The organism is Streptomyces sp. NBC_01520 (assembly GCF_045040375.1).
Classification (GTDB): domain Bacteria; phylum Actinomycetota; class Actinomycetes; order Streptomycetales; family Streptomycetaceae; genus Streptomyces.
The window spans coordinates 1,093,341-1,120,288 of the sequence record NZ_CP109404.1; the positions used below are offsets into that span (position 1 = coordinate 1,093,341).

The 26,948-nt window shown below is 70.1% G+C and carries 21 protein-coding genes and 4 pseudogenes; 11 read left to right on the forward strand and 14 right to left on the reverse strand.

Annotation, left to right across the window (positions count from 1 at the left end):
* Nucleotides 1-6 precede the first annotated feature (6 nt).
* Complete coding sequence (locus OG524_RS05055; RefSeq protein ID WP_405392141.1) at nucleotides 7-1,440, reverse strand: phenylacetate--CoA ligase family protein; 1,434 nt, start codon at nucleotides 1,438-1,440, stop codon at nucleotides 7-9.
* Nucleotides 1,424-3,064 carry a histidine ammonia-lyase gene (gene hutH / locus OG524_RS05060; RefSeq protein WP_405392140.1) on the reverse strand — a complete coding sequence of 547 codons (1,641 nt, stop codon included), beginning with the start codon at nucleotides 3,062-3,064 and terminating at the stop codon, nucleotides 1,424-1,426. The genes OG524_RS05055 and hutH overlap by 17 nt, the downstream gene beginning before the upstream one ends.
* Before the next feature lie 366 nt (nucleotides 3,065-3,430).
* Here hutH and OG524_RS05065 point away from each other — a divergent pair, with 366 nt between their 5' ends.
* The 4 genes from OG524_RS05065 to OG524_RS05080 all read left to right on the forward strand — a co-directional run bounded on the left by OG524_RS05065 (nucleotide 3,431) and on the right by OG524_RS05080 (nucleotide 7,401).
* Nucleotides 3,431-4,126 carry a response regulator transcription factor gene (locus OG524_RS05065; protein ID WP_405392139.1) on the forward strand — a complete coding sequence of 232 codons (696 nt, stop codon included), beginning with the start codon at nucleotides 3,431-3,433 and terminating at the stop codon, nucleotides 4,124-4,126.
* A gap of 160 nt (nucleotides 4,127-4,286) precedes the next feature.
* Nucleotides 4,287-5,477 carry an acyltransferase family protein gene (locus OG524_RS05070; protein ID WP_405392138.1) on the forward strand — a complete coding sequence of 397 codons (1,191 nt, stop codon included), beginning with the start codon at nucleotides 4,287-4,289 and terminating at the stop codon, nucleotides 5,475-5,477.
* Nucleotides 5,478-5,491: 14 nt separating this feature from the next.
* Nucleotides 5,492-6,694, forward strand: a complete 1,203-nt coding sequence (locus tag OG524_RS05075; RefSeq protein WP_405392137.1) for a cytochrome P450 — start codon at nucleotides 5,492-5,494, stop codon at nucleotides 6,692-6,694.
* Nucleotides 6,695-6,903: 209 nt separating this feature from the next.
* Nucleotides 6,904-7,401, forward strand: coding sequence for a MarR family winged helix-turn-helix transcriptional regulator (locus OG524_RS05080; RefSeq protein ID WP_405392136.1), 498 nt, complete (start codon nucleotides 6,904-6,906; stop codon nucleotides 7,399-7,401).
* Nucleotides 7,402-7,434: 33 nt separating this feature from the next.
* On the opposite strand, the gene OG524_RS05085 is transcribed toward OG524_RS05080, so the two are convergent.
* Nucleotides 7,435-8,415: an LLM class F420-dependent oxidoreductase gene (locus tag OG524_RS05085; RefSeq protein ID WP_405392135.1), complete on the reverse strand. Its 981-nt coding sequence runs from the start codon at nucleotides 8,413-8,415 to the stop codon at nucleotides 7,435-7,437.
* A 702-nt stretch (nucleotides 8,416-9,117) separates the two neighbouring features.
* Here OG524_RS05085 and OG524_RS05090 point away from each other — a divergent pair.
* Nucleotides 9,118-9,246, forward strand: a pseudogene (locus OG524_RS05090) (undecaprenyl-diphosphatase); the annotation flags it as partial.
* Between the two features lie 28 nt (nucleotides 9,247-9,274).
* Here the strand turns inward: OG524_RS05090 and OG524_RS05095 are convergent.
* From OG524_RS05095 to OG524_RS05105, 3 genes and pseudogenes are all read right to left on the reverse strand, one after another.
* Nucleotides 9,275-10,077 (reverse strand): annotated as a pseudogene (locus tag OG524_RS05095) (HEAT repeat domain-containing protein).
* Nucleotides 10,078-10,253: 176 nt separating this feature from the next.
* Entirely contained in the window at nucleotides 10,254-10,625 is a 372-nt protein-coding gene (locus OG524_RS05100) for a VOC family protein (RefSeq protein WP_405392133.1), read from the reverse strand.
* A gap of 129 nt (nucleotides 10,626-10,754) precedes the next feature.
* Nucleotides 10,755-14,921: a molybdopterin-dependent oxidoreductase gene (locus tag OG524_RS05105; protein ID WP_405809257.1), complete on the reverse strand. Its 4,167-nt coding sequence runs from the start codon at nucleotides 14,919-14,921 to the stop codon at nucleotides 10,755-10,757.
* Between the two features lie 249 nt (nucleotides 14,922-15,170).
* Between OG524_RS05105 and OG524_RS05110 the strand changes: the two genes are divergently transcribed.
* The 3 genes from OG524_RS05110 (at nucleotide 15,171) to lnt (ending at nucleotide 18,359) form a co-directional block, all read left to right on the forward strand.
* Nucleotides 15,171-16,034, forward strand: a complete 864-nt coding sequence (locus tag OG524_RS05110; RefSeq protein WP_405809259.1) for a universal stress protein — start codon at nucleotides 15,171-15,173, stop codon at nucleotides 16,032-16,034.
* A 129-nt stretch (nucleotides 16,035-16,163) separates the two neighbouring features.
* Nucleotides 16,164-16,625, forward strand: coding sequence for a nuclear transport factor 2 family protein (locus tag OG524_RS05115; protein WP_405809260.1), 462 nt, complete (start codon nucleotides 16,164-16,166; stop codon nucleotides 16,623-16,625).
* Between the two features lie 99 nt (nucleotides 16,626-16,724).
* Nucleotides 16,725-18,359, forward strand: a complete 1,635-nt coding sequence (gene lnt / locus OG524_RS05120) for an apolipoprotein N-acyltransferase (protein ID WP_405809262.1) — start codon at nucleotides 16,725-16,727, stop codon at nucleotides 18,357-18,359.
* On the opposite strand, the gene OG524_RS05125 is transcribed toward lnt, so the two are convergent.
* Nucleotides 18,331-19,236, reverse strand: a complete 906-nt coding sequence (locus OG524_RS05125; RefSeq protein WP_405392128.1) for a Gfo/Idh/MocA family protein — start codon at nucleotides 19,234-19,236, stop codon at nucleotides 18,331-18,333. The two genes, lnt and OG524_RS05125, sit on opposite strands and share 29 nt — an antisense overlap.
* A gap of 105 nt (nucleotides 19,237-19,341) precedes the next feature.
* Between OG524_RS05125 and OG524_RS05130 the strand changes: the two are divergent.
* The 3 genes and pseudogenes from OG524_RS05130 to OG524_RS05140 all read left to right on the forward strand — a co-directional run.
* A pseudogene (locus OG524_RS05130) lies at nucleotides 19,342-19,566 on the forward strand (TetR/AcrR family transcriptional regulator); the annotation flags it as partial.
* A 40-nt stretch (nucleotides 19,567-19,606) separates the two neighbouring features.
* Nucleotides 19,607-20,118, forward strand: a pseudogene (locus OG524_RS05135) (DinB family protein).
* Nucleotides 20,119-20,264: 146 nt separating this feature from the next.
* Nucleotides 20,265-20,711, forward strand: coding sequence for a hypothetical protein (locus tag OG524_RS05140; protein ID WP_405809264.1), 447 nt, complete (start codon nucleotides 20,265-20,267; stop codon nucleotides 20,709-20,711).
* 48 nt (nucleotides 20,712-20,759) lie between these two features.
* Here OG524_RS05140 and OG524_RS05145 read toward each other — a convergent pair whose 3' ends face one another.
* From OG524_RS05145 to OG524_RS05175, 7 genes are all read right to left on the reverse strand, one after another.
* The gene (locus OG524_RS05145) at nucleotides 20,760-21,185 is read right to left on the reverse strand and encodes a hypothetical protein (RefSeq protein ID WP_405393314.1); all 426 of its coding nucleotides are present in this window, start codon (nucleotides 21,183-21,185) and stop codon (nucleotides 20,760-20,762) included.
* A gap of 257 nt (nucleotides 21,186-21,442) precedes the next feature.
* Nucleotides 21,443-22,126 carry a uracil-DNA glycosylase gene (locus OG524_RS05150; protein WP_405392126.1) on the reverse strand — a complete coding sequence of 228 codons (684 nt, stop codon included), beginning with the start codon at nucleotides 22,124-22,126 and terminating at the stop codon, nucleotides 21,443-21,445.
* An 81-nt stretch (nucleotides 22,127-22,207) separates the two neighbouring features.
* Nucleotides 22,208-23,788, reverse strand: coding sequence for an ABC transporter substrate-binding protein (locus tag OG524_RS05155; protein ID WP_405392125.1), 1,581 nt, complete (start codon nucleotides 23,786-23,788; stop codon nucleotides 22,208-22,210).
* A 106-nt stretch (nucleotides 23,789-23,894) separates the two neighbouring features.
* Nucleotides 23,895-24,650 (reverse strand): SDR family oxidoreductase, encoded by a 756-nt coding sequence (locus OG524_RS05160; RefSeq protein ID WP_405392124.1) that lies wholly within the window; start codon nucleotides 24,648-24,650, stop codon nucleotides 23,895-23,897.
* Between the two features lie 22 nt (nucleotides 24,651-24,672).
* Nucleotides 24,673-25,434, reverse strand: coding sequence for a 3-oxoacyl-ACP reductase FabG (gene fabG, locus OG524_RS05165; RefSeq protein ID WP_405392123.1), 762 nt, complete (start codon nucleotides 25,432-25,434; stop codon nucleotides 24,673-24,675).
* A gap of 202 nt (nucleotides 25,435-25,636) precedes the next feature.
* The gene (locus OG524_RS05170) at nucleotides 25,637-26,020 is read right to left on the reverse strand and encodes a DUF3037 domain-containing protein (protein WP_405392122.1); all 384 of its coding nucleotides are present in this window, start codon (nucleotides 26,018-26,020) and stop codon (nucleotides 25,637-25,639) included.
* Complete coding sequence (locus OG524_RS05175) at nucleotides 26,017-26,931, reverse strand: HipA family kinase (RefSeq protein ID WP_405809267.1); 915 nt, start codon at nucleotides 26,929-26,931, stop codon at nucleotides 26,017-26,019. The genes OG524_RS05170 and OG524_RS05175 overlap by 4 nt, the downstream gene beginning before the upstream one ends.
* Between the last annotated feature and the right edge of the window lie 17 nt (nucleotides 26,932-26,948).

Here is a 26,948-nt window from a genome sequence, read left to right on the forward strand (position 1 = left end):
AGCTCCTCACTTCTCGGAGACGGAGGCGAAGTCAGCGAGGCTCGCCTCGACCACGCCCCGGATCGGGTCGGGCAGCCGGTCCCAGTTGCGCACGTCGTTGAGATCGAGGACCCTCGACAGCTTCCAGCCGAGGTACTGGCCGAGGGACGCGAGCGGAGGCAGTTTCTCCACCGGGCGCAGCACCAGGTCATAGCCCGGGAAGAGCCCGCCGAGGCGTTCGGCGGTCGCGCGGGACCAGGCCTCGTCGACGGGAGCGTCGGTGGTGGCCAGGCACACGATGGCCGTGCCGCGGATCACCAGCATGTAGTTCAGGACCGTCGGACCGCTGTGCTCCTCCGGCCACAGGCCGGCCTCGAAGTCGTTCTGCCGGATGCCATTGCCCTCCAGCACGATCAGGTCCTGGGAGCGTCCGAGGGTACGCAGCAGCGGGGTGGCCACCCCGCACGGGCAGGGGGTCCCCGGGATCTCGACGAGATCGCCCGTGCGGTAGCGCAGCAGCGGCCGCGCCTGCACGTCGAGGGTGGTGACGACGAGTTCACCGCGGTCGGGGTGGCCGTCGATGAACCGCGTGCCGGTGTCGTCGGTCAGTTCCAGAACGTAACTCTGCGACTGGAGATGGAGGTTGCCCTGTTCGCAGGTGATGGCGGTGGTGCCGGTCTCGGAGGAGCCGTAGGCGGCGGAGTAGGCGCGGGCTCCGGTGAGCCGCTCCAGGTGCCGGATGAACCCCGGCCCCGTCTGCTCGGCCATGAGCAGAAGCTTGTCGAAGGCCGGCACCGGCTCGTCGTTGCGGTAGGCGAACTGGACCATCTCCAGGAGGCGGGACGGAGGCCCGACGAAGACGTTGACGCCGAGTTCACGGGTGAGACGCAGGACCCGGGTGTAGTCCCCGGTGATGTTGTCCACCCACGGCCGCAGGGACATCACCTGGAGGTACTCGAGGACCTTCTCGAACTGATAGGCCGCCGGCGCGAAGGGGGCGTTGATCAGGATGAGCGCCCGGTCGCTCCGTTCGAGGATGCGGGCCCACTGCTCCCCGATGTTGATGGTGTTCACGATCAGGTCGTCGAGGGCCTTCGGCGCCGCCACCGGGTTGCCCGTCGTGCCGGACGACTCGTAGTAGTGGAGGAACTCCGACAGGTCCCGGGTGAACGCCTTGTGGCCGCCGGAACTCAGGCTCTGCTTGGGCAGGAACGGCAGCTGGGGCAGGAGGTCCGCGACGACCGTCTCCGGCGCCGCCGCCTGCGCCTTCTGTGCGAGGCCGGTGAGTGTGTCGCGCTCGTACAGCCCGGAGCCGAGGGCGGCCTGCAGGGTGGCGGTGAACTTCCGGCCGAGAGCGGCGGGTTCGGCTGCCCCCGCGTGGCTGGCGCGGACGAGAACGGTGTGGGCCTGGGCTGCGCCCAGGAGCGTGTGTTGGGTGTGGGAGTCACGCAGCAGCAACATCGGTGTCCTTGTCGGAGGAGAAGCCGGCCGCGCGGGCCAAGCTGCCGTCGAGAATGAGCTCGCAGACCGCGGCGATGTCCCCGTCCATGCGTCGGTCGCCGTCGGTGAACGGGACGTGGGCGCGGACGAGTTCATGCACCCGGCGGATCCAGGGGGCGGCGTTCTCCCGGCCCCTGAGGTCGATGGCCTGGGCGCCTGCGAGCAGGGCGATCGCCGCGACCTGGCTCGTCAGCTCGTTCACGGTGCGGGCGTCGCGGGCCGCGATGGTGCCCATGCTCACCTTGTCCTGGTTGTGGGCTTCGGTGGAGCGGGAGAACACGCTGGCCGGAGCGGCGGTCTTCAGTGCCTCGGCGGTGATCGCGGAGGCGGCGATCTGCATGCCCTTGAAACCGTGGTGCAGTCCGGCCTCACTGCTCAGAGAGGGCGGCACGAGGTTGGCCGGCAGCCCCGAGTTGAACTTGGGGTCGACCACCAGAGCCAGCTGCCGGTCCAGGAGATCGGCCACGCTGGCGGTGGCGACCTTGAGGCTGTCCATCGCCTGGGCGACATGACCGGCGTAGAAGTTCCCGCCGTGGTGCACCCGTTCCTCCTCGACCGAGAAGAGCGGGTTGTCCGTGGAGGCGTTGATCTCAGTGGTCAGCCACTGCTCGACCCAGGTGAGGGTGTCGCGGAGGACACCGACGACATGCGGGGCGCAGCGCACCGAGTAGTGGTCCTGGATGCGTTGTTCGAGCTTGCGGTAGTCGTCCCGCAGCGGGTCAGTTCCGTCGAGGATCTCCTCGTACGTCGTGGAGAGCCCCGACTCCGCGGTCATCCGCCGCACTTCCCCGGCGGCCGCGATCTGCCCGGGGTGGGGCTTGGCGTCGTGCAGGAAGGCGGCGAAGTGGGAGGCGTTGCCCAGCAGAGCCTCACTGATGAACGCGGTGACGATCTCGGCGGTCCGGACGATGCTCATCGCGTCGTGCGCGGCGAGGACCGCGAACGCCGTGGTGAACGACGTTCCGTTGATGAGCGCCAGCCCTTCCTTGGCCTCCAGGGCAAGGGGAGCGATGCCCGCCTCCCTGTGGGCCTCGGAAGCCGGCACCACTCTCTTGCCGTAGAGAACGTCACCCTCGCCGAGCAGGACGGAGGCTACGTAGCAGAGCGGGACCAGGTCCCCGCTTGCCCCGAGGGAGCCCCGCTCGGGCACACGCGGCAGGATGTCCGCGTCCAGGTGGGCGAGCAGCCTCTCGATCACCAGGGGGCGGATTCCGGAGTTGCCGCGGGCCAGTGCGTTGGCCCGGATGAGGAGCGTGGCGCGGACCACGTCGGCCGCGGTGTCCGGGCCTGTGCCGTTGAGGTGATAGCGAATCAGATTCCGTTGCAGATGCGCCGCACGCTCAGGGCTGATCTGGTTGGTGACGCTGTCTCCGAAGCCCGTGGTCACACCGTAGATGGGCTTCCGACCGGCGATCAGACGGTCACGCAGCCGCACGCTCCCCTCCGCGGCGGCCAACGCCTCAGGGCTCAGCGCCACGGTGGGGGCCACGCCTTCGCGGGGCGGGCGGGCCAGGCGTACTACGTCGCGCAGGGTGAGCGATCGGCCATCGAGTTCGATTCCGACGTCGTTGGTCTGTGCGGTCACGGGGCAATCTCCGGCACAAATCGATTCGGCATACACCCAGCTTCTGTGATCGACCGTGCTCCGGGCTTCGGCCGGTCGGCCAGTCTCTACCTGGACCAAAGACCAGGGGGAACCCCTGGTTCCGCTGCGAGACGGCAGAGAAAATGCCGGAAATGCACCGCGACATAACCGGCCAATCTCCTTGTGATCAGCGATAAAAGCACGAGAAGAGCACATGTTACAGAGTTATGTCTGGCCGTAAATCATTGAATCAAAGACGGTTACCGGGTTAGCATTTACCCGCCGTGTCCTTGCGACCAGCGTCCCGCAGCACCCCGGCCGTCACCGCGAGAGCGGCTCCGCGAAGCCATATCCACAGGGGGATCAATGATCGACTGCGACACCACCCGCACCCGACCGCTGGTACGCGTGGCCACCCCCAGAAGCCCATCGATCCTGTCCGCCGGAATCGCCGCAGCCCTGCACTCGACACCGGGCATGCACATCATCACCCCCACCCGCCCCAGGCCGGGTGGACGAGACCCCAGGCCACAGGCGGACGTCCTCCTGGTGGAGGACGATCCCTCCTTACTTCCCCCCGCAGTCATCGCCGCTGCCCGCCCGTCACCGACCCCGGGGACCTGGCAGCGACAGGCCGGGGTGGTACTGGTGACACATGACCCGAGCATCGAGCGCATCGTCGCGTATCTAAGGTCGGGCGTACGCGCCTTCGTCTGCCATGACGCGCCGCTCGACACCCTCGTGGACGCCGTGCATTCGACCGCACGGAAAGAGGTGTTCCTTCCCCACAGCATAGCGGTTCAAATCATCGACGGCATAATGCCTCATCTTCCATTCTTCACCCCCGGAATCGCCTCACCATTGGACCGGTTCACCGCCCGCGAGAGAGAGGTTTACTCTCACTTGACCGCGGGGCTGTCCAATGCGGAAATCGCCGAGGCATGCTATCTCAGCGAAAAGACCGTGAAGTTCCATGTCTCCAACATTCTCCGCAAACTCGGCGTAAAGAATCGCCTCCAGGCCGTCGCCCACGCCCACCAGGCGGTCGAGAAGGCGGCGTGAGGTCGCGATAGCATCCGCCGCGAGGCGCGGCGGGCCGCTCGTCTGCCGCGCTCTCCAAACCTCCTCAATCCCAACTCCCTTGCGAGGCAGTCAACCTCCCCTTATAGTTCGATTATTAGCGAACCTTGGAATACTGGCCTTCTAGATCCGGAGTGCCTTCATGACCACGGATCCGCGCAGGCCGACGGGTCTCTCCCGACTCCCGTCCCTCACGGGCTTGCGCTTCGTCGCCGTTCTGTTCGTTTTCGCCTTCCACGCCTCCCTGGAGGCGCCGTTCACCAACACCGGCTTCGGCCAGGGATATGCCGACGCGACCGCAAACGCGGGATGGCTGGGCGTAAGTTTCTTCTTCGTCCTCAGCGGTTTCGTCCTGACCTGGTCCGCCCGCACCCGCGACACCACGCCGGGATTCTGGCGACGGCGGGCCGCCAAGATCTATCCGCTGCACATCATCACCTGGGCCGCCGCGCTCGTCCTGCTGGCCACGGCCGGCACTCCGGCACAGCTGCGCCAGGCGCTCCCGAACCTGTTCCTGGTCCACACCTGGTTTCCCGACCGTGACGTTTTCTCCAGCCTCAACGATGTGAGCTGGTCACTGTCCTGCGAGGTCTTCTTCTACCTCCTCTTCCCGTTCCTGCTACGGAAAGCGCGTCGTATCAAGGCCGACCACCTGTGGATGTGGGCGGCCGTCACGGCGCTCCTGGTCCCCGCGCTGCCGCTGCTGTCCGAGCTGCTCCCCGACTCACCGCCGCTGCCCTTCGGTTCCGGCTCCGTGTGGCAGTTCTGGTTCGCGTACGTGCTGCCGGTCGGCCGTCTGCTCGAGTTCTGCTTCGGCATCTTCCTGGCCCGGATGCTGCTGTCCGGACGCACCATCCCCGTCCCGGTCCTGCCCGCGGCCGCACTCGTCGTCATCACCTACGCGATCTCGCTCCAGCTCCCCTTCCTGTACGGGCTGACCAGCGTGACCGTCGTGCCCGTCGGGCTGCTCATCGCGGCCGTCGCCCAGAAGGACATCCGCGGAGCGGAATCGGTGCTCGCCCATCCCGTGGCCGTCCGCCTGGGGGAATGGTCCTTCGCCTTCTACCTCGTCCACCGACTGCTGCTCCAGCACGGGCACCGGCTGCTCGGCGAGGGCCGTACCTGGTCGACGCCCACCGTGTTCGGCCTGTTCGCGGCCGCGTTCGCCCTGTCCCTGCTGATCTCCTGGGCGCTGCACGTCTGCGTCGAACGTCCCGCGATGCGCCTGCTCAGCCAAGGCCGCGGCAAGTCCGCGCCCCGCACGGGCCCTTCCCTGCCGTCGCCCGCCGCTCCTCCCTCGTCGCCCGAAACCGCCCCTTCCCGAACCGCCTGAAAGGGAACGACAACATGTCCGACAACACGGTTCCTCAGTACCCGCTCCCGCTGGGGCCCCTTGGCGAGCCCCCGGAGAAGTACTCCGAACTGCGCGCGAAGTGCCCGGTGACCCGCGTCCAACTGCCCAGCGGTGACAGCGCGTGGATGGTCACCGGCTACGACGAGGTCATGGCCACCATGTCCGACCGGCGACTGTCCCGTGCGGCGCTGCGCGAACCCGGGGCGGTCCGCACGATCAGCGGGGAGGACTTCACGGACAACCCCTACAACCTCCTGAACCAGGAGGGACCCGACCACTCCCGGCTGCGCAGGCTCATCTCCCCCGCGTTCACCCCCCGCAAGGCGGAGCTGTGGCGGGCCCGAATCGAGGAAATCGCCCATGAGCTGATCGACCAGCTGATCGCCGGCCCCCGTCCGGCAGACCTGCACCACGACTTCGCGGCCACGCTGCCCATCTGGGTCATCTGCGAGATGGTGGGCGCCCCCGTCGAGGACCGCGCGAAGCTCCAGAAGTGGACGGACCGGCTGGTCAGCATCACCGCGCACACCCCCGAGGAGCGGCTGACCGCACGCGAGGAGTCCGCCGCGTACGTGGCCGGACTGGTCGCACGGCACCGCGAGGAACCCGGTGAGGACCTGCTCAGCACGCTCATCACGGCCCGTGACGACGACGACCGGCTGAACGAGCGTGAGCTGGTCTGGCTCGGCATCAACCTGCTCGTCGCCGGTCACGACACGACCGTCAGCGCGATCTCGCGCAGCCTGTTCCAGTTACTGCGCCACCCCGACCAGTGGCGCCTGCTGGTCGACAACCCCGACGTACTGCCCGCCGCCACCGAGGAACTACTGCGCTACGCGCCTCCCTCCGAGATCGGCTTCATGCGCATAGCGACGGAGGCGGTCGAGATCGCCGGCACCCAGGTGGCCAAGGGTGAGGGCGTCATCCCGGTGATGCACGCGGTCGGCCGCGACAGCAGGCGCGTCTCCGCACCAGAGACGCTGGACCTCACCCGCACCGACAACACCCACCTCGCCTTCGGACACGGCCACCACTACTGCCCGGGCGCGGGTGTCGCACGGGTGGAGCTCCAGTCCGCCTTCGGAACGCTCGCGAAGCGGCTTCCCTCGCTGCGTCTGGCCGTTCCCGCGGAGCAGGTCGAGTGGATGGGAGGACTGCTGACCCTGCGTCCCAAGGCCCTGCCCGTGGAGTGGTGACAGCGGCACACGTCGGATGTCGGACCGAAGTGCGGTGATGGGCTAGAGAGCCCGCCCGCACTTCAGTCGTCCAAGGTGGCGCCGCGGCGCCCTCCTGCTCGGTCCGACCACGCAGGCGTTAGCATGGAGCCGGAAACGTAGCCGCGCCAACAATCTTGACACCTCCTGTTCCGTGGTCAGGATGACAGCAGCCGCCAGAGGGAGCCCGGATGACCACCAACGCACCGCGAACCCGCCGCACCTCGCCGAGCAGGGCTGCCGACGACAGCGCACGCCAGCAGTATTTCTCCACCCTCGCCCTGAACCGTCCGGACATCGCCATGTGCCGGGCCACGACCGTGGTGGCCCGCGCCATAGACGCCGAACTCACCGGCTACAGGGTCTCGGCGGGCCAGCACCTGGTGCTGAAGATGCTCAGCGACGTGGGGCCTTGTTCGCAGCAGGAGCTGAGTGAGCAACTGCGCATCGACCGCAGCGTGATGGTCGGCTGCATCGACGGTCTGGAGGACTCGGGGCTGGTGCGCCGCGAGCGGCACCCCAAGGACCGGCGGGCCAACGCCATTACGCTGACGGCCGACGGGCTGGTCGCCCTGGCCGAGGTCGAGAGCGGAGTGCCGCGCCTGCTGGACCGCGCCTTCCAAGCACTCACTCCCGCCGAGCGCAAGACTCTCGCCCGCCTGGTCGCAAAGATCCTCGAAGTGAAGTGAGTGACCGGTCGGCGGGCAAGGCCGACCGTCGGCTCAGGAAGTCGGCGCCAGGGCGCGCAGCGCGCGCAGCATCCCGTCAGGTCCGGCCCCGAACTCGGGCGCGGGACTCACGGCGAGCAGCGGAGTGACCACGCCGGCCTCGACATAGCGTTCCACATGCGCGCGGCACTCCTCGGGGCTGCCGTGGACGAGGAGTTCGTCCACGAGCCGGTCCGGTACGGCCGCAGCGGCACCCCTGAAGTCACCGGCCGCCCAGGCCCGGTGGGAGGACTCCAGCACCTCGCCCCGCCCGAGCCAGTCGTGGAAGGCCGAGTAGGTCCGCGCGTTGAGGATCGCGCCCAGCATCGACCGCCCCTGGGCCCGGGCGTAGTCCTTGTCCCGGGTGGGGCAGACAAAAATCCGCGCGACGACTTCCTTCGCCTTGCCCTCGGGCCCCATCGCGTCCACCACCCGCGGAACGTCGTCCACGGCGAGGAAATTGGTGACGACTCCGTCGGCTTCCGTCCCGGCGAGCCGCAGCATCTGCGGCCGGAGCGCGCCGATCAGTACAGGCGGTGCCGGCCGGGGCACGGAGGCGATACGGAAGCCTTCGATGCTGAACGAGTGGTAGTCCCCCTCGACGTACTCCCCGGCCAGCGCCGTCTTGAGGAAGCGGACGGTGTCACGGACCCTTCGGTAGGGATGCTCGAACGGGATGCCGTTGATCCGCGTGACGAACGGCGGCCCCGAGGATCCCACCCCGACCACCACCCGCCCCGGTGCGGCCTCAGCCAGCGTCGCCACCGTCATCGCCAGCAGGGCAGGACCGCGCGTCTGCACCGGCACCACCGCGGTTCCCACCCTCAACGACGGCGCCCACGCCGCGGCCAACGCGAGCGGCGTGAAGCCGTCGTAGCCCGCGGCCTCCCCGGTCCAGGCGTCGGTATAGCCGAGATCGGGGAGTTCCTCGAGTATGCGACGGTGCGCGGACAGAGGAACTGTCTGGAGCGGGATCGTCACCCCGTAGCGGTCCAATGGATCACTCCTTCTTTCTCACGGGGCAGCACCCAGACGAGCCAGGTCGCCTGTCACGCAGCCGTATCGAGCATTATTCAATTGTTCGACAATTACAAAACTACGACTGAGGTCGTGATCATGTCAACACCCACCAGCAGCGACGCAGGACAGGAATCGCGAATACCCGAAACGCCCCCGATTCGACCCGACGCACATCTTCCCCTCCGCAGCTTCGTGGGGGCCTCAGTCGGCGCGACATCGAACGCGCGGCCGTAGTCGGCGGCCACACCGTGGACCTGTTTCACGGGAACTCCGGCTGACACACGCACGGGGCGGCCTTCTCACCGGCCTGTTCTTCGGCGGTCGCGGAACAGAACCAGGCGAGCTGATCGCGCTCAGAAGCCGCTGTCCTGCCAGTCGTGACCGTTGAGTTTTCGCTGTTCAGGCATGGCCTCCAGGCCGCCCAGGATCTGCTCTGCGGGTCGAGCACGTCGCCCGGTTCAAGCAGCGGCTTCGGCGTGGTGACGGTCCTCCAGGTCGCGATCGGGTCCACGGGCTCGGGGCCCTCCGTGGCAGCGTGGCATGAAACGCCAGGTGGCTGCGCTTCGTGACCGGCGAGGGAGAGCACTGGAAAGTGCCCTCTCCCACTGCTTTCGCATTCGATCTTGAAGAGTGGTGGAAACAGCAGGTCAAAGCCGCTCAGGACCTCGACGCTTGAACTGGTTCATGAAGTTCATCACGACGAAGAGCTGCATGCCGTTCGTCATCTACCGCGTGATCCTGGGCATCGTTCTGTTCATCCTGATCGGCGCGGGCGTGCTGAGCCCGCACGCGGGTGAGTCCGCCGGCCAGACGCTCTGTTCCAAGGGGGCGGTGGTCATTGCGGATCGCGGGCCGCTTCCACTGTCTCCGGGACGTCCGGGTGCGGGTCGTCGGCGGGGCCGTGCAGCAGTTCGGTGCCCCCTGGGGTGGACCAACGGGCGATCGCCCACACCAGCTCCTCCCGCACCCCGGGGTCGGGTGGGTGGCGAGGCGGGTCAACTGGGCGAGCGGGCCGCGCCGACGCATTCCGAACCAGTGCAGTGCCTCCCGCAGCGCGGCTGGGTCCCCTGGGTCACCGGCTGCGACTCGGGCGAGCAGCACCTTGACGGGGGGGGCGGCGGACCGTCCAGCGGGTGCGGCAACCGCTCGCGCAGGCGCCGCGCCCCGTACCCGCCGCGCACCCTGACATCCGAAACAGGTGCAGGGGCGCACACCGTGTGCGTCCGCCAGGTACCGCAAGCCCGCCACCTGCGGCGCGGTGCGGACCCGATGCACTTCACGCGGCCGGATCGCCCGGAGGACGAACACCTCCCACCCGCGCGGGTCCTCCAGCGCCGCGATCCGCCGCACCGCCTCCGCCGCAGAAACGGTGACCCGGATATCCCGCGCCCGGTCGGTACAGCGCCCGACCAGCACGTCCTGGGCGTCGTCGGGTCGCACGTGGACTGCCACAAGCCCGCCCCGGCTGCCGAAACGGGCAAGCTCGCGCAGCCGTTGGTGGGTGAGGGTGTACGACGGCAGGACCGGGAAGCAGTGGACGCCCCGCGCGCTGTCCTGTCCGTGGCCGGCCGCCCGGATCCCGGACCGCCGGAGGCGCGGCGCGTTCGCCGCTGAGGTCAGGTGCACGAGAATCGCCAGGGCACGGGATATTGGGCGACCCCATTCCACGGCATCGGCTGCGCGTACGGGACAAGTGCGTCCGACGTCGGTGCGGGAAACCGGAGTTGGAGGTCTAGCGACCGCACTCCGTGTGAAGACCGACGACCTGTTGAAAACGTCTCCGCATCTCGCACCATGGCGGCCGACCGTGGGGATCACCCCGCGGCTGAGCTCCGGTCCGGCGGCTGGTGCAGCCCGAAGGGCGAGCCCTGGTCGTCGTGGCAGAGCTGGAAGCGTCCGAACCGGGCGGCCGGGGCCTCGTCGTCCCCCAGGTCGATGTCGTCGGCCGTGCCGCCCAGTTCACGGACGCGTGCGACGGCGGATTCAAGGTCGTCGACGGAGAAGAACAGGTAGGGCCCCGAGCCCGGATCGCCGCCGTGCAGCCCGCCGGGAACATTGGGCGTACCGATCGCGAACCCGCCGCCCGGCCCCGGCTCGAAGGTCCAGCCGAACAGCCCGCCGTAGAACGTCCGCGCCTGCTCGGCGTCGCCCGCGCCCAGCTCGAAGAAGGACACTTCACCGGCCATCGCGGGTACCTGCCGTCCGTTCGTCCGAGGACTCGCTCGGGGATTACCGCTCGGAGACTGCCCGTCCACGCTACGGCCGGCTCCGCCCCGGCGCACCCCGCAGGCGCTCCGACGCACGGGGGGAGCCGCTCAGTACACGTCGCGCACGTACCGCTTGTCGGCGGCGAGCTGCTTGACGTACGCGGCTGCCGCGTCCTGTGCCAGTCCGCCGTGGGCGACGGCGATGTCGCGAAGGGCGCGGTCCACGTCCTTCGCCATCCGGGAGGCGTCGCCGCAGACGTAGAAGTGGGCGCCGTCCTGGAGCCAGGACCACAGGTGGGCGCCGTGTTCACGCATCCGGTCCTGGACGTAGATCTTCGCCCGCTGGTCGCGGGAGAAGGCGGTGTCCAGCCTGGTCAGGGTGCCCTCGGCGCGCAGCGAGTCGAGTTCGTCCCGGTAGTAGAAGTCGGTGGCCCGGCGCTGCTCGCCGAAGAAGAGCCAGTTGGGGGCCCGGTGCCCGAGGGCGCGTCGCTCGTCGAGGAAGCCGACGAAGGGGGCGACCCCGGTGCCGGGGCCGACCATCACCATGGGGGTGGCGGGGTCGGCCGGCGGGCGGAAGTGCGGGGCGCGCTGGACGAAGACGGGGACGGGGCTGCCGGATTCCGCGTCGGCGAGGAAGGTGGACGCCACGCCCTTGCGTGAGTGGCCGTGCCGGTTCTCGTAGCGGACGACGGAGACGGTGAGGCTGACCAGCCGGGGGTCGGTCAGCGGGCTGGAGGATATGGAGTAGAGGCGTGGCCGCAGGCGCCTGAGCGCCTCGGTCCACTCGGCCGCGGTGGCGCGGGCGGAGTGTTCGGCGATGACGTCGATGGCCTGCCGGCCGTAGGTCCACTGGGCGAGCTCGCCCTTGTTGTCCGGGCGCAGCAGCTTCTTGAGGGTGCGGTCGTGGGTACGGTCGCCGACCAGGCGCAGGAGGTCGGGGGTGACCTGCGCGATGTCGAGGTGGCGGTGGAGCGCCTCGCCGAGCGGTACGGGACCGAGGCCGGAGAGGTCGACCGGGTCCGAGGCGTCGAGGCCCGTGACGGCGAGCCATTCCGCCACGAGGTCGGGGCAGTTGACCGGTACGACACCGAGCGCGTCGCCCGCCTCGTACACGAGGGGCGCGGGGCTGTCCTGGGTGTCGAAGGTGAACCGGCGCACTTCCTTCGTCGCGCCGGGGAGGCTGAGCAGCCTGTTGCCGGTGAGACGGGCGAGCACGGGCGCGGCTTTGGAAGGGCGGGCCGGAGCGGGGGCGACCGTGGCAGCAGCCCTCGGAGCGGGGGCGGGCGCGGGGCCGGTGGTGGCCGGGACGGGCTCCGTCGGGGTGCCCAGGGCGGCGAACACCTGGTCGAGCCACTGCCCCGCCGGCTCCTCGTAGTCCGGTTCGCAGTCGGCGCGCGGGAGGAGCCGCACGGCCCCCAGCTCGTCGAACCGCTCGTCGAGCCGTCTGCCGTGCCCGCAGAAGTCGTCGTACGAGGAGTCCCCGAGTGCGAGCACGGCGTAGCGCACACCCTCCAGGCGCGGGGTGTCGGGCGCGTTGAGGGACTCCCAGAAACCGGATCCGTTGTCCGGGGCGTCGCCGTCACCGAAGGTGCTGGTGACGACCAGCAGATCGGCGGGCCGCGGCAGGCTCTCCAACGGGCTGTCGTCCATCCCGAGGAGCGTCGCCGTCCGCCCCTCGTCGGTCAGCCGCCGCGCCGCCGCCGCCGCGACCTCCTCGGCGTTCCCGGTCTGTGAGGCCCACAGGACCACGATCTGCCGGCCTGCGGGAGCGTCCTGCGCGGGCAGAGTGTGCTCCCCGCTCCCGGGCTCGTCGCCGGGCAGCCGGGAGAACATCCCCGCCAGCACTCCGTTGACCCACAGGGCGTGCTCCGGCTCGAACGGCGCGTGCGCCGGCAGCACCGGCGTACCGGCCGGCCGCAAACCGAGACCCGCGAGGAATCCGGCCAGATAGCGGCGCTCGTGGCCGGCCAGTACGGGAGGCGCGGCATCGGCGATCCCGAACACCCCGGCGAGCGCGGAAACCGGTCCGGCGGCCTGGGCAGGAACGGCAACAGGGACAGCGGCAGCGGTGGGGACGACGGCGGCCACCTTCGCCAGCGTCACGGCGCACACCTTGAACTCGGGCTGGAAGGAAAGCGGGTCGACCGCGTCGTTGGTCACCGCGTTGACGCTGAGGTACTCGCCGAACAGGTCGTTCCAGTGGAATGGCGCGAAGCAGTCCCCGGACCGTACCCGGTCGGTCACGACGGCCGGCAGAACGGCCCGGCCGCGCCGTGAGGCGACCTCGACCGAATCGCCCTCCCCGATGCCGAGTGCCCGGGCGTCCTGGGGGTTGATCTCCACGAAGGGGCCCGGGTTCAGCTTGTTGAGCTTGGCGACCTTCCCGGTCTTCGTCAGGGTGTGCCACTGGTGCTGCAGACGGCCGGTGTTGAGCACGTACGGGAAGTCGTCGTCGGGCATCTCGGCCGGGGGCAGGTGCGGGCGGGCGAAGAACACCGCCCGGCCGCTCGCCGTGGGGAAGGCCAGCCGGGGCACGGTTCCGTCGGGGCGTACGGTCAGGGTCTGGCTGACCCCGTCGTTGAGGTAGCGGACGGGGTTGCGGTCAGGGCCGTCCGTGGTGGCGCTCGGCCACTGGACGGGGGTTCGGCGCAGCCGTGCGTACGTGACACCGCGAAGGTCGTACCCGGTCCTCGGGTTGTGGGCCTGCTTGAGCTCCTCGAATATCTCCTCGGCGCTGCTGTAGCCGAAGGCGTCCTCGTACCCCATCTCGCAGGCGATCCGCGCGATGATCCGCCAGTCCGGCCAGGCCTCCCCCGGCGGTTCGACGGCCGGACGGCCGAGTGTGAGGTTGCGCTCGGAGTTGATCATGATGCCCTCGGCCTCCGCCCACAGTGCGGCGGGCAGGGCGACGTCGGCGTAGGCATTGGTCTCGGTGTCGGCGAACACGTCCTGGGTGACGACGAATTCCGCTGCTTCGAGCCCTTCGATGACGGTCCTGCGGTTGGCCACGGACGCGACGGGGTTGGTGCAGATGATCCAGCATGCCTTGATCTCGCCGTCCGCCATCCGCCGGAACATGTCGACCGTTCCGGTGCCCGCCGTGTCTGTGCGCAGGGTCCCGGGGGCGATGTCCCACAGGTCCTCGACGAAGGCGCGTTCGTCGTCGGCCAGGAGGCTGCGCTGCCCGGGCAGGCCCGGTCCCATGTATCCCATCTCGCGGCCGCCCATGGCGTTGGGCTGGCCGGTGAGCGAGAAGGGCCCGCTGCCGGGGCGGCAGAGGGCGCCGGTCGCCAGGTGCAGATTGATCAGGGCATTGGTGTTCCAGGTGCCGTGGGTGCTCTGGTTGAGGCCCATGGTCCAGCAGCTCATCCAGTCGCCGGCCTCGCCGATCCAGCGGGCGGCCCGGCGGATGTCCGCCTCCGGGATGCCGGTGGTCTCCGCGACCGCCGCCGGGGTGTAGTCCCGCAGGAAGTCCGGCATCTCCTCCCAGCCCTCGGTGTGCTGGGCGATGAACTCCGGGTCGGTGTGGCCGTTCTCGACGAGGAGGTGCATGAGGCCGTTGAGCAGCGCCAGATCCGTACCCGGGCGTATCTGCAGGAACAGGTCTGCCTTGTCGGCGGTGGAATTGCGCCGGGGGTCGACCACGATGAGTTTCGCACCGGCCTTCACCCGCTCCATGAGGCGGAGGAAGAGGATGGGGTGGCAGTCCGCCATGTTCGCGCCGATGACGAGGAACGTGTCGGCGTGCTCGAAGTCCTGGTAGGAGCCGGGCGGGCCGTCCGCGCCGAGGGAGAGTTTGTAGCCGCTGCCCGCGCTGGCCATGCAGAGCCGGGAGTTGGACTCGATCCAGCTGGTGCGGACGAAGCCCTTGGCCAGTTTGTTGGCCAGGTACTGCGCCTCCAGCGTCATCTGCCCGGAGACGTAGAGCGCGAGCGCGTCCGGTCCGTGCTCGTCGACGATCGCGCGCAGCCGCCGCGCGGTCTCCTTGACGGCGGCGTCCATGCCCAGCGGAGCCGGTTCCTCGCTGCGGTCCGCCCGCACCAGCGCCGTGGAAAGCCGTCCGGGCGCCGCGAGCATCTCCGCGCTCGTCGCCCCCTTGGTGCAGAGCCGTCCCCTGTTCGCGGGGTGCGCCTTGTCGCCGGAGGCCCTCAGGACGGTACGCCGCCCGTCGGGTCCCATGCCGAGGTCGAGGACGATCCCGCAGCCGACACCGCAGTACGAGCAGACGGTCCGCACCTGGGTGGGGGTGTCCGGCTGCGGGTTCGGCGCGGTCATGGACGGCCTCTCATGGGGGACGCTGGTCCTACGACGGTACGAAACGTCCGTTTCCCGGGTGTCACACCGGACGATCAAGCGTGGTTACGTCCCGTGCACAGTCGGGCGTGCCCGTACGTGAGGCCCCGGGCTGAGGGCGCCCACCCGCCGGACGTACCGTGAGGAGCGGGTCCCCGCAGGGCCTTGCAGAAGCCCTCGCGGACGGCCCCCGGAATCGACTGCGCCCGCCGGCGCGCCCAGGAGGTAGTCATGACCGCCAACGACCTTCCCGTGATCGCCGCGGTCGACGGTTCCTCCCACAGCTGGGAGGCGCTCGACTGGGCCGCTCAGGAGGCCGTGCGCCGCGGGCTGCCGTTGCTGATCGTCCATGTCAGGCCGCTCACCCGGCGTACGGACGAGGAGAGCGGGCTGCGGGAGTCCGAGGAACTGCTCGACCGGGCGGTGCTGCGGACCTCCACGTCGGCTCCCGGGCTGGCCACCTCGACGCTGGCCCCGCTGGACTTCCCCTCGGCGGCGCTGACCTCGCTCAGCCGTGACGCGTCGATGGTGGTCGTCGGCTCGCGCGGCCTGGGCGGCTTCCGGTCGCTCATGATCGGCTCGAACAGCCTCGCCACGGCGTCGATGGCCCGGTGCCCGGTCGTCGTCGTCCACAGCGGGCGGACCGACGAGGACGAGGCTGAAGCGGCGCAGACCTTCCCGGACGTCGTCGCGGGGGTGGCCGCCGACGAGAGCAGCGAGGCGGTGCTGGACTTCGCCTTCGCCGCCGCCGCGTCCCGGCCGGGCGCACGGCTGCGACTCGTGCACGGCTGGACGATGTTCTCCTCGATACTGTCCGGCGGGCCGGTCTTCGACCGGGAGGCGGCGGCGGGGGCTGCGGAGCGCACCCTCGCCGAGCTGACGGCTGGCCTGCTGGAGAAGTACCCGCTGGTGGACGTCGTACGCGAACCGGTCAGCGGCTCGGCGTCCCGCACCCTGGTCACGGCGTCGGCCACCGCAGCGCTGACCGTGGTCGGGCGGCGCAGGGGCGGCGAGTCCCTGGGGCTCGGGCTCTCCCCCGTCGCGCAGACGACGGTGACGCACGCCCTCGGCCCGGTGGCCGTCGTGCCCTGTTGAACGCTGCGGGGCCGCTGAGCCCTCGCACCGTGCGAGCCCCGTGAGCTGTGCGAGCCCCTCGGACCGTGCAGGCCCCTCGGACCGTGCAGGCCCCTTGGACTTCCGGACCCGCGGGCAGAGACTTGCACCATGACACAGCGCGTGGCTCTCGCGACGGTAATGGACCGGCTCTCGATCGATGCGGTGATCACCGGCTACGCCGTGGCGGTGGACGACGGCGCCTGGGAGGACTACGGCGCCCTGTTCACCGCGGACGGCCGTGCGGACTACCGCGGTGCGGGCGGGTCCGAGGGTCCGGCGGCCGGGGCCGCGCAGTGGCTCGCGGAGACGTTGCGGCCCTTCCCGGTCCGCCAGCACCTGATCGTCAACCGCCGGATCGACCTCCAGGACCTGGGCGGCTACCCCGGTGACCATGCGCAGGTACGGGCCGACTACCTGAACCCGATGGGCCAGGAGGGAACGACCCCGGTCTTCTTCTCCGGCGGCCGGTACACCTTCGGCGTGCTGCGTACGGAGCCGGGCTGGCTGATCCGTACGGTCGAGGCGCACGAGAAGTGGCGGTGCGTGCCGGGCACGCCGTCGGGCGGCTGACCGGCGCAAGGGGCGCGCCTCGCGGCACGCCCCCTGTGCGTTGCCGATCTTCTGCCGCACACTGGGACCGAGCGGGGGAACCGGCGAGGAGGACACGGCATGCCGATGGGCGGCGGGCGGCTTCCGGCGGATCGGACTCCGGGCAACGCGGCCGGCGACGGACCGTCGGACGGCGGACCACCGAACGGCGGCCAGGCCGGCGGTGCCGGCGCGCGCACGGGCCTGCTGCGCGCCCCCCTGTGGCGCGGCGCCGCGGCCCTGTGCGCGGGCGCACTGCCCGCCCTGACGTTCCCCGCCCCGTCGCTCTGGTGGCTCGCCCCGGTCGTCCTCGTACCGTGGCTGCTGCTGATCCGGTCGGCCGGCACCGGGCGGCGCGCGGCCCTCGACGGCTGGCTCGGCGGCATGGGATTCATGCTCGCCGTGCACCACTGGCTGATGCCGAGCCTGCATGTGTTCCTCGTGGTGCTTGCGGCCCTGCTCGGCCTGTTGTGGGCTCCCTGGGGTCTGCTGGTGTCCCGGCTGCTCGGCGGATCACCGTCGGTACGGGGTGCCGTGGCCGCCGTCGTGGTCCTGCCCTCCGGGTGGCTGATGATCGAGCTGGTCCGCTCCTGGGAGGGGCTCGGGGGCCCCTGGGGGCTGCTCGGCGCCAGTCAGTGGGAGTTCGCACCCGCGCTGCGGACCGCTTCGGTGGGGGGCGTGTGGCTGGTCAGCCTGCTCGTGGTGGCGGTGAACACCGCGGTCGCGCTGCTCCTGGTCGTACCGTCGGCCCGCACCGCAGCCGCCGCGTGTCTGGTGGTGTGCGCCTTGGGCGTGACCGCCGTATGGGCGTGGGCGCCGCAGCCGGAGATCTCGGGCACCACCCGGATCGCCGTCGTACAGCCGGGCGTCGTCGACGGCCCGGGCAGCATCCAACGCCGTTTCGCCCGCAGTGAGGAGCTGACCCGTTCCCTCGTCGGCCGTGACGTCGACCTGGTGGTGTGGGGCGAGAGCAGTGTGGCCGTGGACCTGACGCGAAGCCCCGGGACCGCGGACCGGATCGCCGCGCTCTCCCGGCTGGCCGGGGCCGAGGTGCTGGTCAACATGGACGCCCGGCGGACCGACGATCCGGACCGTGCCGGGATCTACAAGTCCGCGGTGCTGGTGGGCCCGGACGGGCCGACCGGGGACCGCTACGACAAGATGCGCCTGGTGCCGTTCGGTGAATACGTCCCGGCGCGTGCGGTGCTCGGCTGGGCGACGTCGGTGGGCAAGGCGGCGGGTGAGGACCGGCTGCGCGGCAGCGGCCCCGTGGTGATGGATCTGCGGGACGGGCTGCGGATCGGGCCGCTGGTGTGCTTCGAGTCCGCGTTTCCCGACATGAGCAGGCGACTGGCCGCCGACGGCGCACAGCTGCTGGTCGCCCAGTCCTCCACCTCGACGTTCCAGCACAGCTGGGCGCCCGCGCAGCACGCCTCGCTCGGTGCGCTGCGGGCGGCCGAGACCGGGCGGCCGATGGTGCACGCCACCCTGACGGGCGTGAGCGCCGTGTACGGCCCGCGGGGCGAACGGGTGGGCGCTCCGCTCGGTACGGACGCGAGCACGGCGGCCGTGTACGACGTACCGCTCGCCCACGGCACCACGCTCTACGTCCGGCTGGGCGCCTGGCCCGGTTACGGGGCGCTGGCGGTGCTGGCCGTCTTCTTCTGCACGGCGGGGGTACGCGCTCTCAGGACGCCTGCTCCAGAGCGTCCCTGACCACCCTCTCGCAGAGCCGGTGGGTCTCCAGCGCGTCCTGGGCTCCGAGCACCTGACCGGCCCGCACCGCGTCCAGGAAGGAGAGCACGCTCTGTTCGATGCCGCGCTGACGGGCGACCGGCACCCAGTCACCGCGCCGGCGCAGGGTGGGCTGCCCCTTGTGGTCGACGACGTCCGCGAGGTTGAGCACCTGGCGTTTGCTGTCCTGGCCGGATACCTCCAGGATCTCCTCGGTCGATCCGTTGAGCCGGTTCATGGTGCCGATGGCGGTGAATCCGTCGCCGGACAGCTGGAGCACCACGTGGTGCATGAGCCCGTCCACGATCCGTGCCCGCACGACGACGTCGGAGACCGGGCCCGGCACCAGGAAGCGCAGTGTGTCGACGACGTGGATGAAGTCGTCGAGCACCAGGGTGCGCGGGTCCTCGGGCAGCCCCACCCGGTTCTTCTGCATCAGGATCAGCTCACGCGGGTGCTCGGCGCACTGTGCGTAGGACGGGGCCAGGCGGCGGTTGAAGCCGACGGCGAGGCCGACGCGGCGCTCCTCGGCGAGCGCCACCAGCCGCTCGGACTCGGCGAGCTCGTAGGCGAGCGGCTTGTCGATGTACGTGGGGACGCCCGCTTCGAGCAGCCGCCGGGCGATCTCCGGGTGCGCGGACGTGGGCGCGTGCACGAAGGCGGCGTCCAGTCCCTGGGCGAGGAGCGAGCCGAGATCCGTGTGGCACTGCCGGTCGGGGATCCGGTGGGTCCGCGCGACGGCCGCGAGCGTGGCCGGCGTGCGGGTCTGCAGATGCAGTTCGACCCCGGGAAGTGTCGTCAGCACCGGCAGGTACGCCTTCTGTGCGATGTCGCCGAGCCCGATGCAACCGACCTTCACGGAATTCTCCCTGTCGCCCTCACCGCGGCCGTTTCACGGCCGCGTCCTGTGCCCGTCCTCGGCCCCGGCAGCATACGTGCGCCGCGGCGGGTGCCAGGCGGCCACTACGACGCGGCGGGCCGGCAGTTCCGCGAACCGCTGGTGGCCCTGATGACCGCCGCGGGATCCGCCGAGCCGGAGCGCCACGCCCTGTCGTTGGTGGCCTGGTCGGAGGGAATGATGTTCGCGTGCGCCGCGGGGGCGTACCACCGGTCCGTGCCGACCGAGGAGGAGCTGCGCACCGGCTGCGCCGAGCTGCTGCGCGGAATGCTCGGCGGCGGGAGCGTCTGAGCAGTGACCTCCCGGGGGCCTCTGGGCGACGATGTCCGGCATGGCGACGAACGAACGCCACGAGCCCGCCCTCGACGCCGCCGAGCGCCCGATGCTGGAGGGGTGGCTGGGCTATCACCGCACGACACTGGCCCAGAAGTGTGCGGGCCTCACCGACACCCGGCTGCGTGAGGCGTCCGTGGCCCCGTCGGAACTCACCCTCGGGCTCGTGCGGCACCTCATACGGAGAACAAGCGCAGCTGGTTCCGCGAGGTGCCGGCCGGTGAGGATCTTCCGTCGGTCTACGGCACGGACGAGGACCCGGACGGGGAGTTCCATCTCAGGGATACGGACACCTGGGACGAGACCCGGACGGTCTGGCTCGCGGAGATCGAGACAGCCCGGGCCAACGCCGCGAAGTTCGGCCTGGACGCCCTGTCGCTCGGCCGGAGCGAGCGGGGCGAGTCGTTCAACCTGCGCTGGATCTGCACGCACATGATCGAGGAGTACGCCCGGCGCAACGAACACGCGGACCTCTTACGCGAGCGGATCGACGGCGCTGCCGGCACCTGACGCCCCGACGCCCCGACGCGAGCGGCGTCTGACGCCCGGCGCCCGGGGGGACATACCGCGCCTGCCGGCCACCGGCGTCACTCGTGCGGGCCAATCCTGGCCCAGCGGCTGTCCCGCGACGGGATCGGCCCGGCAGAGTGAGCCGGGTGCATCGAACCGGAATCACAGCAACGCTCCTGGTGGGAATCGCCGTCACCGCGGTCTCGGGCTGCGTCTCGGTGGAGCCGCCCCGGAAGACCGTGGCGCCGCGTCCCGGCACCAGCAGACCCGTGCAGGACGTGGCGCCACAGATCGTGCAGCCACCGGGCCGCGACTCCCTGGAGGAGCTGCCGGATCCCGCCGCGTCCACGACCGCCGCTCCCGCCATCCGGAAGGACGGGCCCAGCACGCCGCCTCGGCGCGGGCCGGCGGACCTCGCGCGCCCTCAGGCGCCGCGCCTGCCCCCTCGAATTCCGGGCCTCGCACGGCCGGCCGCCCCGGGATCCTCCGTGCCCGTCACCGGGAAGGACGTCTGCGCGCTGGGCCGGGGTTACGGGAGCTGGCCGGCGGGCAGCCCGCAGTCCAGGATCTGTGACGCGACGTACGGCCGCTGAACCAGGCGGGGCGGCGGGCCGGTGTCACCGGGACAGTGCCGCCCCGGCTCACTCCCCCGCCCCGTGCCCTCGCATCCGCTGCTCCAGCCGTCCGATCGCGGCCCGGATCCCTCCGCCGTAACCGTCGTCCCCCAGGACGCCGACGGTGTCCCACGCCCGGTCGAGATGGAGCCGGGCGGCCCCGAAGCGCTGCAGTTTCAGGTAGTCCGCCGCGAGATTGAGGTGCAGGGAGGGGAAGAAGGACCGCACCGCGGAGGCGTCCCGGTGTTCGGCCACGGCTGTGCCGGTCAGCCCTTCCGCCGCTGTCAAGGCCCGGAGGTCCCAGGCGAGTTCGTCGCCGGGATCGTCCTGGGTATCGGCCATGTAGTGCGCGAGGGTGCAGCGGTGCAGGGCGTCACCGTCCTCGCCGATCTCCGCCCAGAGGGCACCGAAACGATTGCGGGCCTCTTCCCTGTCCCCACCGTGGAGCAGCATGACCGCCTGGCCGATCCTGGTCACGACAGCGTCCTTCGACGCTTCCTGCTGCTCCACGACAGAGGTCTCCTGATCACCGTCCGGCCTGTTCCCGTCGAGCCGACGCTAGCCGCAGCCGCTGGCAATCGCGCTCAGGCGCGGGGCCGGATGGCCGGATGCACCGGCCCGGTCGCCCGCCGCTCGGAACGGGGGCACCGGCCCGGTCGCCCACCGCCCGGGGAAGGCACACCGGCCGGGACCGGCGGGCGGGGCCGCTCTCAGCCCAGGTCCGGGATCCGCCAGTCGATGGCCTCGTGGCCCTGGGCGGCGACGGCCGCGTTGATCTGGGTGAAGGGACGGGAGCCGAACCACTTCTTCGCGGAGAGCGGCGAGGGGTGCGCGCCCTTCACGATGACGTGACGCTCCGGGTCGATCAGCGGGATCTTCTTCTGCGCGTAGTTGCCCCAGAGCACGAAGACCGCCGGGTCGGGCCGGTCGGCCACCGCGCGGATCACCGCGTCGGTGACCTTCTCCCAGCCCTTGGACTTGTGCGAATTCGCCTCGCCGCCCCGGACCGTCAGCACGGCGTTGAGCAGAAGGACGCCCTGCTCGGCCCACGGCATCAGATACCCGTTGTCCGGAACCGGCAGGCCGAGCTCGTCGTTCATCTCCTTGTAGATGTTGCGCAGCGAGGGGGGCGTCCTGACCCCCGGCCGGACCGAGAAGCAGAGCCCGTGGCCCTGCCCCTCGCCGTGGTACGGGTCCTGGCCGAGGATGAGCACCTTCACCCGGTCGTACGGCGTGGCGTCCAGCGCGGCGAACACCTGCCCACGCGGCGGGTACACCGGCCCGTCGGCCCGCTCCTTCTCGACGAAGTCGGTGAGCTCCTTGAAGTAGGGCTTCTGCAGCTCTTCGCCGAGGACGCCGCGCCAGGACTCGGGCAGCAGGTCGGTGTCGGTCACGTCCACAACCTCCGGTAAGCAATTGGTTCTTGACCACAGAACCTACCGGGGGCCACTGACAACCGACCCGCCGAGCCCTTCCTACCAGCTGGTCTTGCGGTACAGCTCCCACATCTGCATGACCGTCTGCGGGTCCAGGGCGCGCTCGCTGCCGCCGATGTCCTCCCCCGCCGCCACATACAGCTTGCCCTGCCACAGCGGCAGCAGCCGTACGTCCTCGACGAGGACCTCCTGGGCGCGCTTGAACTGCTTGGAGACGGCTCCGCGGTCGCTCTCCCGGCGGGAGCTGGGGAGCAGTTCCTCGGTGATCTCCTTCGCCGCGTAGGGCGTGCCGGTGACGCTCTGCTCGCCCACGAAGGGGGCGATGAAGTTGTCCGGGTCCGGGAAGTCCGGGAACCAGCCGCGCCCGAAGGCCGGGTACTCGCCCTTGGTGAAGCCTTCCTGGAAGGTCTTCCACGGCGCGCTCTTCAGCGTGATCTTGAACAGGCCGGACGCTTCGAGCTGGCGCTTCAGCTCCGCGAACTCGGGAGCGGTGGAGGATCCGTAGCGGTCCGTGGTGAACCAGAGGGTCATCTCGACCGGCTCGTTGATCCCCGCCTCGCCGAGGATCGCCCTGGCCTTGCCCTTGTCGGGTTCGCCGAAGGTGTCGAAGAAGCTCGTGGTGTGGCCGGCGATGCCCTTGGGAACCATGGAGTACAGGGGCTCCGCGGTGCCCTGGTAGACCTTGGCGACGAGCGCGTCGCGGTTCACCAGCTGGGCGATGGCCTGCCGGACGGCGAGCTTGCCGGAAGCCGGGTCCTTGGGGTTGAAGACCAGGAAGCGGATGTCGGCGCCGACCGTCTCGGTGATCTGCAGGCCCTCGTTGTCGGCCTTGTTGTCCTCGAGGCTGACGACCTCCTCGGCGGTCAGACCCCGGTAGGTGGCGTCGATCTTCTTCTTCTTCAGCGCCTCCACCATCGGGGCGGAGCCTTCGAAGTAGCGGATCGTGACCGCGTCGTTCTTCCGGTTGGCGAATCCCTTGTAGTCGGGGTTCTTGGCCAGCTCGGCCTTCTTCCCCGCCTTGAAGGACTTCAGGACGTACGGTCCGGAGCCGGTGATCTTGCCGTCGTCGCGGATGCTGTCCGTGGGGTACTCACTGGGCGGGACGAGCGACATCGCAGGGGTCGCCAGGATGAACGGGAAGGTGGCGTCCGCCTTGCTGAGGTGGAAGACGACCGTGTCGTCGCCCTTCGTCTCCACCCGGTCGAGGGATCCGAGGAGGCTGGCCGGACCGCCCTTGACCTTGATCTTCAGGATGCGGTCGATCGAGTACTTCACGACCTCGGCGTCGATCTTCTCGCCGTTGGAGAACTTCAGGCCGTCACGGAGGGTGCACCGGTAGGCCATGCTCGTGGCATCGGTGAACAGGCACGACTTGGCCGCGTCGGGCTCGGGGCTCGTACTGCCGGTCGGAAAGCTCACCAGCGTCTGGAAAACGTTCCTCAACAGCTCCCAGGAGCTGTCGTAGGCCGCAGCGGGATCGAGTGTCGTGGGAGAGCTCGTCGTCCCGACCACTATCTGCTGGTTCGTTTCCGAGTCATCGTCGGACAGCAGTCCGCAGCCGGCCAGCAAAGAAAGGGAAGCAAGGGCTGCAGCAGCCTGCAGACTGGCCCGGTAGAACACGTGCACGCTCCTCGATCAGCCATGGGTCGGCAGACCATACCGCAGCGCCCCGCCGGGTCAATCCGCTGGCCCGGCAGGGCACTTGCCTCAATCAGGTCAAACCGGTTCAGGCCACACCGGCATTCAGGAAAATACCGCCGTCGACCACGAGAGTCTGCCCCGTGATCCAATCCGACTGCGCGGAGGTGAGAAACGCCGCCGCACCGCCGATGTCCTCGGGAACTCCGAGCCGGCCGAGCGGATAGGCCGCGGCAGCCTCGGCCTCACGGCCCTCGTACAGTGCTTCTGCGAACTTCGTCTTCACCACGGCGGGAGCGATGGCGTTGACCCGGACCACGGGCGCGAACTCGTGCGCCAGCTGGAGGGTCAGGTTGACCATGGCCGCCTTGCTCATGCCGTAGGCGCCGATGAACGGTGACGCGGAGACCCCCGCGACGGACGCGATGTTCACGATCGCACCGCCGTTCTCCTTCTGCCAGGCCTTCCAGGTCTGCTGGGCGAAGCCGAGCGCCGAGATCACATTGGTCTCGTAGACCTTGCGGGCGACGTTGAGATCCAGCTCGGCCATCGGCCCGAAGACCGGATTCGTGCCGGCGTTGTTGATCAGGAAGTCGACCCGGCCGAACGTCTCCATGGCACGCTCGACGGCCGTCGCCTGATGCGCCTCGTCGTGCGCCTTGCCCGCGACACCGATCGCCCGGTCGGCGCCGAGCCTCTCGACGGCCTCCTTGAGGGCGTCCTCGCCGCGTCCGGTGATGACGACCCGGTCCCCCCGGGCCACGAGCGCCTCGGCGATGCCGTAACCGATGCCCCGGCTCGCACCCGTGATGAGCGCGACCTTGCCACTGTCCTGCACAGTCATGATGTCCCTTGCCCTTCCGGGATCAGTTGAGCGGTCCGCCGGCGACGTACATGACCTGACCGGAGACGAAGCCCGCGTCGTCGCCCGTGAAGAAGGCGATGGCGTTGGCGATGTCCTCGGGCCGGCCCACTCGCTGCACGGGGATCTGGGTGGCGGCGGCGGCCTGGAACTCCTCGAAGCCCATCCCGACGCGGGCCGCGGTCTGGGCGGTCATCTCGGTGACGATGAAGCCCGGGGCGACGGCGTTGGCGGTCACGCCGAACTTGCCGAGTTCCTTGGCCAGCGTCTTGGTGAAGCCCTGCAGACCGGCCTTGACCGCGGAGTAGTTGGCCTGGCCGCGGTTGCCCAGCGCCGACGAGGAGGACAGCGAGACGATACGGCCGAACTTGGCCTCCACCATGTGCGCCTGGACGGCCTTCGCCATCAGGAACGCGCCCTTGAGGTGGACGTTCATCACGAGGTCCCAGTCGGACTCGCTCATCTTGAAGAGCAGGTTGTCGCGGAGCACGCCCGCGTTGTTGACGAGGATCGTCGGGGCACCGAGCTCGGCGGCGACGCGCGCGACGGCGGCTTCCACCTGGGCGCTGTCCGACACATCGCAGCCGACGGCGAGGGCGGTGCCTCCCGCGGCGGTGATCTTCTCGACCGTGTCCTTGCACGCCGCCTCGTCGAGGTCGAGTACGGCGACGGCGCGGCCCTCGGCCGCCAGGCGTACGGCGGTGGCGGCGCCGATGCCCCGTGCCGCTCCCGTCACGATGGCGACGCGCTGCTCGGTGGTGGACATGCTTGGTTCTCCTCGCCCTTGGATCGCGGCTCAGCGGACGTCAGGAAGTTCCCGATAACTGAGCAACCGCTTAGTACCTTCAGCAGACGAGACGCTAGAAGCCCTGGCACCCGGTGTCAACGGCCCACGGGGGCACGGGCGCATGTCACACCCGACGGCGCCGCGACCGCGTACGTCACGGGCGGCGCCGTCGGTACGGGAATCAGCGCACCAGCAGGTCGAGCAGCCGTTCGAGCTCGGTCTCGGGGTCCTCGGTGAGTCCGCTGTGCACGACGCCCGGCTGGACGACCGTGGAGCGCGGTGCGATCAGCCAGCGGAAGCGCCGCCCCGGTTCGTCACCGGCCGCCTGGCCCGCCGCCTCGCCGCCGCAGCAGACGCCCTCGACCGCACGCAGGGCGGCCCGTACGCCCACCACGTCGGCATGCGGGTCCAGGGCCTTGAGCTTGCCCTCGTCCAGGTGCGTGCGCGCCGCGACGAAGGACTTCGCCCGGCAGTAGACCAGCACGCCCGCGTTGAAGCACTCGCCGCGCTCGACCCGGGGCACGACGCGCAGGACCGCGTACTCGAAGACATCGCGCTTGTTCATCGGCCGCCGTCCTTGGTGTTCTGTCCGGCGTCCGCCCGGGCGGCACGGTCCTTCTCGGGAGGGTCCGTCTCCGTAGCGTCCTTCTTCGTCGGGCGCGGCAACGGAGCCAGTCGCTCGCTGAGCCAGCCGGGCGCCTGGGAGGGCCGCGTCTTCGTGGGCTCCCCCATGGAGATCCGCTCGTGGATCGTGCCGGCACGCGCCAGCAGCGGCTCCACGTACGCCCGCCGCAGCAGGTCCGTCGTCCCGAAGCCCGGCTCGTCGGCCAGCCACTCGTCCGGTACGTCGGCCGCCACCTCGGTGAGCAGTTCCCCGGTGACGAGCGGGGCGAGCTCCGCGGCGGCAGCGGCGATGTCGGGGCCGAACGGCGCGAGGACATGGTCGGAGGCGTTGTACGGCTTCGCCGCCGAGGCCTGGGCGCCCGGCCAGTTGTGGTGCCAGATCATGGTGGCCCCGTGGTCGATCAGCCAGAGGTCACCGTGCCAGACCAGCATGTTGGGGTTCCGCCACGACCGGTCCACGTTGTTGATCAGCGCGTCGAACCAGACGATCTTCCCGGCCTCCGCCGGATCCACCTCATAGGCGAGCGGGTCGAACCCGAGCGAGCCGGGCAGGTAGTCCATGCCGAGGTTCAGCCCGCCGCTCGCCTTGAGGAGCTCCTGCACCTCCTGGTCCGGCTCCGCGAGCCCGATGACGGGATCGAGCTGAATGGTCACCAGTTCGGGCACCCGCAGCCCCAGCCGCCTGCCCAGCTCCCCGCAGATGACCTCGGCGACGAGGGTCTTGCGGCCCTGTCCCGCACCGGTGAACTTCATGACGTACGTGCCCAGGTCGTCGGCCTCGACGATCCCTGGCAGCGATCCGCCCTCCCGCAGGGGCGTGACATAGCGGGTCGCGGTGACTTCTGTGAGCATTTCCCCAGGCTATACGG

Excerpts from the sequence above, each read along its gene's own strand:
- OG524_RS05055 (WP_405392141.1), bottom strand. The coding sequence starts at position 1,440 with ATGTTGCTGCTGCGTGACTCCCACACCCAACACACGCTCCTGGGCGCA.
- OG524_RS05065 (WP_405392139.1), top strand. The coding sequence starts at position 3,431 with ATGATCGACTGCGACACCACCCGCACCCGACCGCTGGTACGCGTGGCC.
- OG524_RS05070 (WP_405392138.1), top strand. The coding sequence starts at position 4,287 with ATGACCACGGATCCGCGCAGGCCGACGGGTCTCTCCCGACTCCCGTCC.
- OG524_RS05075 (WP_405392137.1), top strand. The coding sequence starts at position 5,492 with ATGTCCGACAACACGGTTCCTCAGTACCCGCTCCCGCTGGGGCCCCTT.
- OG524_RS05080 (WP_405392136.1), top strand. The coding sequence starts at position 6,904 with ATGACCACCAACGCACCGCGAACCCGCCGCACCTCGCCGAGCAGGGCT.
- OG524_RS05100 (WP_405392133.1), bottom strand. The coding sequence starts at position 10,625 with ATGGCCGGTGAAGTGTCCTTCTTCGAGCTGGGCGCGGGCGACGCCGAG.
- OG524_RS05105 (WP_405809257.1), bottom strand. The coding sequence starts at position 14,921 with ATGACCGCGCCGAACCCGCAGCCGGACACCCCCACCCAGGTGCGGACC.
- OG524_RS05110 (WP_405809259.1), top strand. The coding sequence starts at position 15,171 with ATGACCGCCAACGACCTTCCCGTGATCGCCGCGGTCGACGGTTCCTCC.
- OG524_RS05115 (WP_405809260.1), top strand. The coding sequence starts at position 16,164 with ATGACACAGCGCGTGGCTCTCGCGACGGTAATGGACCGGCTCTCGATC.
- lnt (WP_405809262.1), top strand. The coding sequence starts at position 16,725 with ATGCCGATGGGCGGCGGGCGGCTTCCGGCGGATCGGACTCCGGGCAAC.
- OG524_RS05145 (WP_405393314.1), bottom strand. The coding sequence starts at position 21,185 with ATGCTGCTCCACGGTGGGGACAGGGAAGAGGCCCGCAATCGTTTCGGT.
- OG524_RS05160 (WP_405392124.1), bottom strand. The coding sequence starts at position 24,650 with ATGACTGTGCAGGACAGTGGCAAGGTCGCGCTCATCACGGGTGCGAGC.
- fabG (WP_405392123.1), bottom strand. The coding sequence starts at position 25,434 with ATGTCCACCACCGAGCAGCGCGTCGCCATCGTGACGGGAGCGGCACGG.
- OG524_RS05170 (WP_405392122.1), bottom strand. The coding sequence starts at position 26,020 with ATGAACAAGCGCGATGTCTTCGAGTACGCGGTCCTGCGCGTCGTGCCC.
- OG524_RS05175 (WP_405809267.1), bottom strand. The coding sequence starts at position 26,931 with ATGCTCACAGAAGTCACCGCGACCCGCTATGTCACGCCCCTGCGGGAG.